Raw genomic sequence first — 7,529 nt, forward strand, 5'->3', positions numbered from 1 at the left:
GCTCTTTTGCTAAACGGTTTTTGCGTTTATCACATGGATCATCGCAATCACAGGCTTTATCAATACCAACCGAACCTAAACCACCACAGCTGCTTGCCATAGATTTTTTTTGCACGATCATACCAACGGCCATAGCCGAAACTATCAAAATTAGTAAGCCAAAAGTAAGAAGAAAAAGTGACATTGCTTAGCCCCTATTGATCAGCAATAAATTAAACTCAAATATTTTTGAGCGACTGCTATTATATACCCAAATAACACGGAAATAAACAAGTCAGCACCATACTATAAATAAGGCTTAAATGCTGGGCTTGAGTAGGTAACTAAACCCTCTTTTGATTTACCTATTAAATAAACCGGTAAATCATGTTGTTCAGCATAAGCTTGCGCTTTTTGCATCCCCATTACAGTAAGTGCCGTCGCTAAACCATCTGCCGTCATAGCGCTTGGATGAAGCACAGTTACCGACACTAAGTCGTGCTTAATAGGCATACCTGTTGCTGGATCAATTAAGTGGGTATAGATCTCGCCATCCATTTTATAAAAAATACGGTAATCACCCGATGTCGCTATACCACTTGTACCTGGCGATAAGACACGGTGTACCTTACGCTCTCCAGGTTGCGCATCTGGTTGCTCAATCGCGATTTTCCAATCCTGATTATTTGGCTTTTCACCTGCTATACGCAGCTCACCACCAATCTCAACCATGTAATTAGTAATGTCGTGGCTTTCTAATAACTGGGCAACTTTATCAATACCATAGCCCTTAGCTGTTGCCGAAAAAGAAAGCTCCAGTCCATTAACTGTTTTAGCCAGTCCTTGCTCATTTAAGATAAGTTTATCAATGCCTATTTTTTCAACCATACTTGCAAGCTCTTCATCACTTGGGCGATTAGTTGGTTTTTTATCAGGCCCAAAGCCCCATAAATCAATTAAAGGCCCCATTGTTACGTCGAGTGTTTTAGTCGATTCACCCAAGCGAATAGACTCGCTTATAACAGCCCTAAAATCTTCGCTAATTAGCATGACTTGATTTGCAGGTAATCTGTTAAATATATTTATTTCAGAGTCTTCTATGTAAGTAGACATAGATTGGTTCACATCTTTTAAAACAGCGTCTATTTGCAGCTGTAGTTGTGAAGCCGATAGCTGGGCTTGCTCATCATAATATTTAATATGATAAGTGGTACCCATAGTCTTACCTTCTAAAAAGGTTTCTTTTAACTCTGGCTTTTCACCACACCCAGACAATAATACAGTCAGTGTAATTAGTAAAAAGGCCATTATGCCCTGTGAAGTACTTACTCGATTCATAACAGCTCTACTTAATAGATTGATAAAATTAAAGAATAAAAAAAGCCTCGTAACACAAGTGCTACGAGGCTGGTATTTTAACCAAAACTAAACTGTTTTGGTATTAGTGTTAGCCACCGAAGTCATCTAGTAAGATATTTTCGTCTTCAACACCTAAATCTTTAAGCATAGTAATAACTGCCGCATTCATCATTGGAGGACCACACATGTAGTACTCACAATCTTCAGGCGCTTCGTGATCTTTAAGATAGTTCTCAAATAACACGTTATGGATAAAGCCAGTATAGCCTTCCCAGTTATCTTCAGGCTGTGGATCTGAAAGTGCTGTATGCCATACGAAGTTAGGATTTTCAGCGGCTAGGCCGTCAAAATCTTCTACGTAGAACATTTCACGCTCAGAACGTGCACCATACCAAAAACTCATCTTACGTTTAGAGTTCAAACGTTTAAGTTGGTCAAAGATATGAGAACGCATTGGCGCCATACCAGCACCACCACCAACAAATACCATTTCTGCGTCAGTGTCTTTAGCAAAGAACTCACCAAATGGGCCCGAAATAGTTACCTTGTCGCCTTCTTTAAGTGACCAAATGTACGAAGACATTTTACCACATGGCAAGCTAAGGTTTCTTGGAGGTGGAGCAGCAATACGCACGTTAAGCATAATGATGCCTTCTTCTTCTGGGTAGTTAGCCATTGAGTAAGCACGAATTGTTTCTTCGTCTACTTTTGACTCCAGATCGAAGAAACCAAAATGGTTCCAGTCGCCACGATACTCTTCAGGAACATCGAAATCTGCATATTTAACATGGTGAGGTGGAGCTTCGATTTGGATGTAACCACCCGCACGAAACGGCACTGACTCGCCATCTGGAATTTGCAGCTTAAGTTCTTTGATGAACGTTGCTTTGTTATCATTAGAGATAACTTCACAATCCCACTTCTTAACACCGAAAATTGACTCTTCAAGTTCAATTTCCATGTCATTTTTAACATTTACCTGACACGCTAAACGACAGCCTTCACGGGCTTCACCTTTAGATATGTGATCAAGCTCAGTTGGCAGAATATCACCACCACCTTCTTTAATGTGTACACGACACTGACCACAAGAGCCACCGCCACCACAAGCAGATGATACAAATATACCTGACTCAGATAGTGCGCCTAAAAGCTTACTACCTGCTGATGTTTTAATGGCTTTATCTGGGTCGCCATTAATGCCGATGATAATATCGCCACTTGCAACTAACTGAGATTTAGCACCAATGATGACTAAAACCAGTAGTACAACGATAGCGATAAAAACACCAACGCCTAAGAAAATCTGATAATCCATGATTTATCCTCGCTACCTTTACAGTGAAATACCAGAGAATGACATAAAGCCAAGTCCCATTAAACCAACAGTGATGAAGGTAATACCTAAACCACGTAAGCCGTCAGGTACGTCTGAGTATTTCAGTTTCTCACGGATACCTGCAAGTAATGTAATTGCAAGTGCCCAACCAACACCAGCGCCAATACCATAAACAACAGACTCGCCGAAGTTATAGTTACGCTCAACCATGAATGATACCGCACCAAATATTGCACAGTTAACTGTGATAAGTGGTAAGAAGATACCTAACGCGTTGTATAGTGCAGGGAAAAACTTATCTAACGCCATTTCAAGAATTTGCACAAGTGCTGCAATAACACCAATGAAAGTTAAGAAACGTAAAAAGCTAAGATCTGCATCTGGGTAACCTAACCAAGTTAGTGAACCAGGTGCAAGTACCGCATGATAAACCAAGTTGTTTACAGGTACAGAAATACCCAATACAACTATAACCGCTATACCTAGGCCAATTGATGTAGTTACTTTTTTAGATACCGCTAAAAAAGTACACATGCCTAAGAAGAATGACAACGCTAAGTTCTCAATAAAAACGGCTTTTACAAATAAACTAATATAATGTTCCACTATTTGCCCCTTACGCTTTAGCTTCTACTTGGTCTTTCTTATAAGTACGCAGTACCCATATGAATAAACCAATGATGAAGAATGCACTCGGTGGTAAGATCAATAGACCCATAGGCTGATACCAACCGCCATCTTGTACCAATGGGATAATATCAACACCGAATAGTGAACCCTTACCAAATAGCTCACGAATGAAACCAACAGTAAGTAGTACTACAGAGTAACCTAAGCCGTTACCAATACCGTCAAGGAATGACATAAGTGGTGGCGACTTCATCGCGTATGCTTCAGCACGACCCATTACGATACAGTTAGTAATGATTAGACCAACGAATACAGAAAGCTCTTTTGCAGTAGCATAAGAAAATGCCTGTAATACTTGGTCAACAACGATTACCAATGATGCGATAATTGTCATTTGTACGATGATACGTACAGATGATGGGATCTGGTTACGAATAAGCGAGATAAAGAAGCTCGAAAACGCAGTTACAAGTGTCAATGCGATTGACATAATTAACGCATTTTTTAAGCTAGACGTTACCGCTAGCGCAGAACAAATACCAAGTACTTGTAGTGCGATTGGGTTGTTAGCTAAAACCGGACCAAATAGGACCGCCTTCATTTCTTTAGTATCAGCCATTATTTCAATGCTCCTTTACGTACTTTCGCAAGGAAAGGGCCAAAGCCATTTTCGCCAGTCCAAAAGTCAACTGCATGATCAACACCGTTAGACGTTAATGTAGCACCTGAAAGACCATCGATCTTATGCTCATCATTGCCCGCAGTACCTTTAACAATTTGAATTGGAAGTTCTTTACCTTCCCATGTAGCAGTCCACTGTGGATTTTGGATTTCGCCACCAAGACCTGGGGTTTCATTATGCTTGTAAAAGATAATGCCCTTAACTGTTTCACCATCGCTTTCAAGCGAGATAAAACCGTACATTAAGCCCCATAAGCCGTAGCCTTGGATAGGAAGAATGATTGCATCAACTGAGCCATCTTCTTTTTTAGAGATATACACCGGTGACTCTTTAGTCACACGTTGAATACCAGCAATATCTTTAACGCCTTTCTCTTGAAGAGAAACACTTAGCGCTGCATCATATTTGCTTTTTTCAAAGTCAAAGATTGTTGGGTCTGTATCTACAAACTCACCTGTAGTCATGTTTACAACGCGCGCTTCGATTTTTGCATCAAATGTTTCAAGAACATTTTCAACTTTGTCGATGCCCGCAGCAGCTAAGATATTGCTTTGAATATCTTTGTTTTTATTAGCTTGCTGTAAAGGACGAAGCTGTACAGAAGCAAACGATACAATGATTGCACACACTAAACATAGTGCTACAACAACTGATAACGTTTTGCCGATTGATTCGTTATTACTAGACATTACGTGCCAACCTCCGCTTAATATTAGCTTGCACTACAAAGTGATCGAACAGTGGAGCGAACAAGTTAGCAAATAAGATTGCTAGCATCATGCCTTCTGGGAAAGCAGGATTCACAACACGTATCATAACCACCATAAAGCCAATTAGTAGACCATATGCTAATTTACCTTTGTCAGTAAATGCAGCTGATACAGGGTCAGTAGCCATAAAGAACATACCAAACGCAAAGCCACCAAGTACGAAATGCCAATACCAAGGCATTGCAAATACAGGGTTAGTTTCTGAGCCAACAGCATTTAATAAAAATGCAGTTGCTACCATACCTAGGAATACACCTAGTACGATGCGCCAAGAAGCGATACGAACGTAAATTAAGAACAAACCACCTACTAATAATGCAAGTGTAGATGTTTCACCTACAGAACCTTGAATGAAACCATAAAACGCATTCCACCATAATTCCATGTTTGCAAAGTCAAGTGTGCCAGCAAATGCTTGGCCTAGCATAGTTGCACCAGAGAAAGAATCTACTGCTGTCCATACTGTGTCACCTGAGATTTGAGCTGGGTATGCAAAGAATAAAAATGCACGACCGGCTAAAGCAGGGTTTAAGAAGTTACGGCCAGTACCACCAAAGATTTCTTTAGCGATTACTACACCAAACGTAATACCTAACGCAACTTGCCATAAAGGAATAGTTGCTGGCAAAATAAGTGCGAATAATACAGAAGTAACGAAGAAACCTTCGTTAATTTCATGCTTACGCACTGAAGCAAATATAACTTCCCAGAAACCACCTACTGCAAATGTTACAGCGTAGATAGGTAAGAAGAAACATGCTCCATAGAACATCTTAGCGCCCCAGCCTGCATCAGCGGTTAACTCGCCACCGAATAACTGGAACAAACCAACTTGCCACGTGTTTGCTAGTTCAAAACCTTGTGCTAAAGCACCAGCGGCCTGATGACCGATATTGAACATACCAAAAAACATAGCTGGGAACGTCGCCATCCACACTAAAATCATCATACGTTTTAGGTCGATGTTATCGCGTACGTGTGTCGCGCCTTTATTTACGTAGCCTGGTGTATAAAAAATAGTTGCAGCTGCTTCATACAGTGCATAAAACTTTTCATATTTACCACCGGCTTCAAAATTCGGCTCGATATCTTCTAGATATTTTTTTAAACCCATCTCTCTAGCCTTCCTTCTCGATCGTAGTTAAGCAATCGCGTAGGATAGAACCATACTCGTATTTGCCTGGACAAACGAAGGTACATAACGCTAAATCTTCTTCATCAAGTTCAAGCGCGCCCAATGAAATTGCACTGTCTAAATCACGTGCAATTAAGTCACGTAATAATAGAGTAGGCAAAATATCTAACGGCATTACGCGCTCGTAGCTACCAATTGGTACCATGGCACGTTTTGAACCACCTGTTGACGTTGTCATTTTAAATAAACGACTTGGTGCAAGGTGAGAAAGGAATGTACGCGTTACAGAGAATTTATCACTACCTGGTGCAATCCAGCCAAACAATTCTTTTTCGCGACCTTCAAGTAAAACAGATACTTGAACGTGGTAACGACCTAAGAATGCATGAACACCGTTTGAAATAGAACCCGATAGAACAGAACCAGAAATAACGCGGTTATCTCCGTCTTCTAACTCACCAGCCACTAAATCATCCAATGAAGCACCTAATTGTGTTTTCACTAAACGTGGGTTTTTAACGCGAGGACCTGCAAGCGAAATAACACGATTTGTGTAAATTTCACCAGTAAGGAATAAGTGACCATACGCAATAACGTCTTGGTAACCAATATGCCAAACTTGTTTGCTAACAGAAACTGCATCAAGATGATGGATATGAGTGCCAACGAGGCCAGCCGGATGCACACCACCAAACTCATGTACTTCTACTTGAGCTATAGATGAGCTAGGAACTTGGCTGCCTGCTTTTTTACACACAAATACTTTGCCATCGGTCAAACGCGAAACAACTGCAAGACCCGCTTCAAATGCTTGCGCATTTTCTGCAATAATTACTGCAGGATCTGCAGCTAATGGGTTTGTGTCGATTGCGGTCACAAAAATAGAACTAGGATTTGCATCCACAGCCGCTACTTTGCTGAATGGGCGAACACGAAGTGCTGTCCATTGACCAGACTGGATAAGTACCTCTTTGGCTTTTTCGCGCTCTAAGCTCGGAAGCTCGTCTGCTTTGAAAGAGTCAAAGGTGATTTGCTCACTGCCTGCTACTTCAATAACAACAGATTGCAGCACACGTTTAGCACCACGATTTATTTCTTTTACTGTACCAGAAGCTGGAGCAGTAAATAGGACGCCTGGGTTCTTTTTATCTTCAAAAAGTACCTGGCCTTTTTTGACTTGGTCATCCACACGAACATGCATGGTTGGACGCATACCGATAAACTCTTCGCCAAGCACAGCTACACGTTTGACAGCAGAACCGTCATGTATAACTTGCTGTGGCGCGCCCTCTAAGGGTAAATCCAGACCTTTTTTTATGTTGATCATACGCACTTGCATTACATTAAAGGAAAGAAACTGAAAAATCGTATCAACCACGTCGCCATTTGAGTTATTCCAAGTTATATCAAGGTACAAAAGAGCAGCTTGCTAGAGATATCAAACAAGCAACGTAGTAAAACTCATCACATATTGTCGAGATTTTAACATCATTTTAGATGACTATGCGAGTGTATTTATGAAAATTATACGACAGAAACACTTATTTAGTTTTGTTAAGTGAATTAAATAAAAATCAAGCTAGACCAAAGTGGTAGCCTAAGCAATTATCATTCCTGATTTCATCGTAAATTCAA

8 protein-coding genes are annotated in these 7,529 nt (G+C 40.6%); all 8 read right to left on the reverse strand.

Going from position 1 to position 7,529, the window contains the following annotated elements:
- Positions 1-184: (Na+)-NQR maturation NqrM (nqrM, locus tag H5072_RS07645; protein WP_182693174.1), on the reverse strand; the 184-nt coding region annotated here is incomplete at its 3' end.
- Between the two features lie 101 nt (positions 185-285).
- Positions 286-1,317 carry an FAD:protein FMN transferase gene (locus H5072_RS07650; protein WP_182693175.1) on the reverse strand — a complete coding sequence of 344 codons (1,032 nt, stop codon included), beginning with the start codon at positions 1,315-1,317 and terminating at the stop codon, positions 286-288.
- A 109-nt stretch (positions 1,318-1,426) separates the two neighbouring features.
- On the reverse strand, positions 1,427-2,656 hold the full coding sequence (gene nqrF / locus H5072_RS07655) for an NADH:ubiquinone reductase (Na(+)-transporting) subunit F (protein ID WP_002958895.1): 1,230 nt from the start codon (positions 2,654-2,656) through the stop codon (positions 1,427-1,429).
- 18 nt (positions 2,657-2,674) lie between these two features.
- Positions 2,675-3,283 (reverse strand): NADH:ubiquinone reductase (Na(+)-transporting) subunit E, encoded by a 609-nt coding sequence (gene nqrE / locus H5072_RS07660; protein ID WP_002958896.1) that lies wholly within the window; start codon positions 3,281-3,283, stop codon positions 2,675-2,677.
- A 10-nt stretch (positions 3,284-3,293) separates the two neighbouring features.
- On the reverse strand, positions 3,294-3,926 hold the full coding sequence (locus tag H5072_RS07665) for an NADH:ubiquinone reductase (Na(+)-transporting) subunit D (protein ID WP_002958897.1): 633 nt from the start codon (positions 3,924-3,926) through the stop codon (positions 3,294-3,296).
- The gene (locus H5072_RS07670; protein WP_002958898.1) at positions 3,926-4,678 is read right to left on the reverse strand and encodes a Na(+)-translocating NADH-quinone reductase subunit C; all 753 of its coding nucleotides are present in this window, start codon (positions 4,676-4,678) and stop codon (positions 3,926-3,928) included. The genes H5072_RS07665 and H5072_RS07670 overlap by 1 nt, the downstream gene beginning before the upstream one ends.
- On the reverse strand, positions 4,671-5,873 hold the full coding sequence (locus H5072_RS07675; protein ID WP_002958899.1) for an NADH:ubiquinone reductase (Na(+)-transporting) subunit B: 1,203 nt from the start codon (positions 5,871-5,873) through the stop codon (positions 4,671-4,673). Before H5072_RS07675 ends, H5072_RS07670 begins: the two co-directional genes overlap by 8 nt.
- Before the next feature lie 4 nt (positions 5,874-5,877).
- Positions 5,878-7,221: a Na(+)-translocating NADH-quinone reductase subunit A gene (locus H5072_RS07680; protein WP_024596562.1), complete on the reverse strand. Its 1,344-nt coding sequence runs from the start codon at positions 7,219-7,221 to the stop codon at positions 5,878-5,880.
- Positions 7,222-7,529 lie beyond the last annotated feature (308 nt).

Source organism: Pseudoalteromonas sp. SR45-5 (assembly GCF_014163565.1).
Classification (GTDB): Bacteria; Pseudomonadota; Gammaproteobacteria; order Enterobacterales; family Alteromonadaceae; genus Pseudoalteromonas; species Pseudoalteromonas distincta.

Coding starts and splice junctions, on each gene's coding strand:
- H5072_RS07650 (WP_182693175.1), bottom strand. CDS start 1,317: ATGAATCGAGTAAGTACTTCACAGGGCATAATGGCCTTTTTACTAATT.
- nqrF (WP_002958895.1), bottom strand. CDS start 2,656: ATGGATTATCAGATTTTCTTAGGCGTTGGTGTTTTTATCGCTATCGTT.
- H5072_RS07665 (WP_002958897.1), bottom strand. CDS start 3,926: ATGGCTGATACTAAAGAAATGAAGGCGGTCCTATTTGGTCCGGTTTTA.
- H5072_RS07670 (WP_002958898.1), bottom strand. CDS start 4,678: ATGTCTAGTAATAACGAATCAATCGGCAAAACGTTATCAGTTGTTGTA.
- H5072_RS07675 (WP_002958899.1), bottom strand. CDS start 5,873: ATGGGTTTAAAAAAATATCTAGAAGATATCGAGCCGAATTTTGAAGCC.
- H5072_RS07680 (WP_024596562.1), bottom strand. CDS start 7,221: ATGATCAACATAAAAAAAGGTCTGGATTTACCCTTAGAGGGCGCGCCA.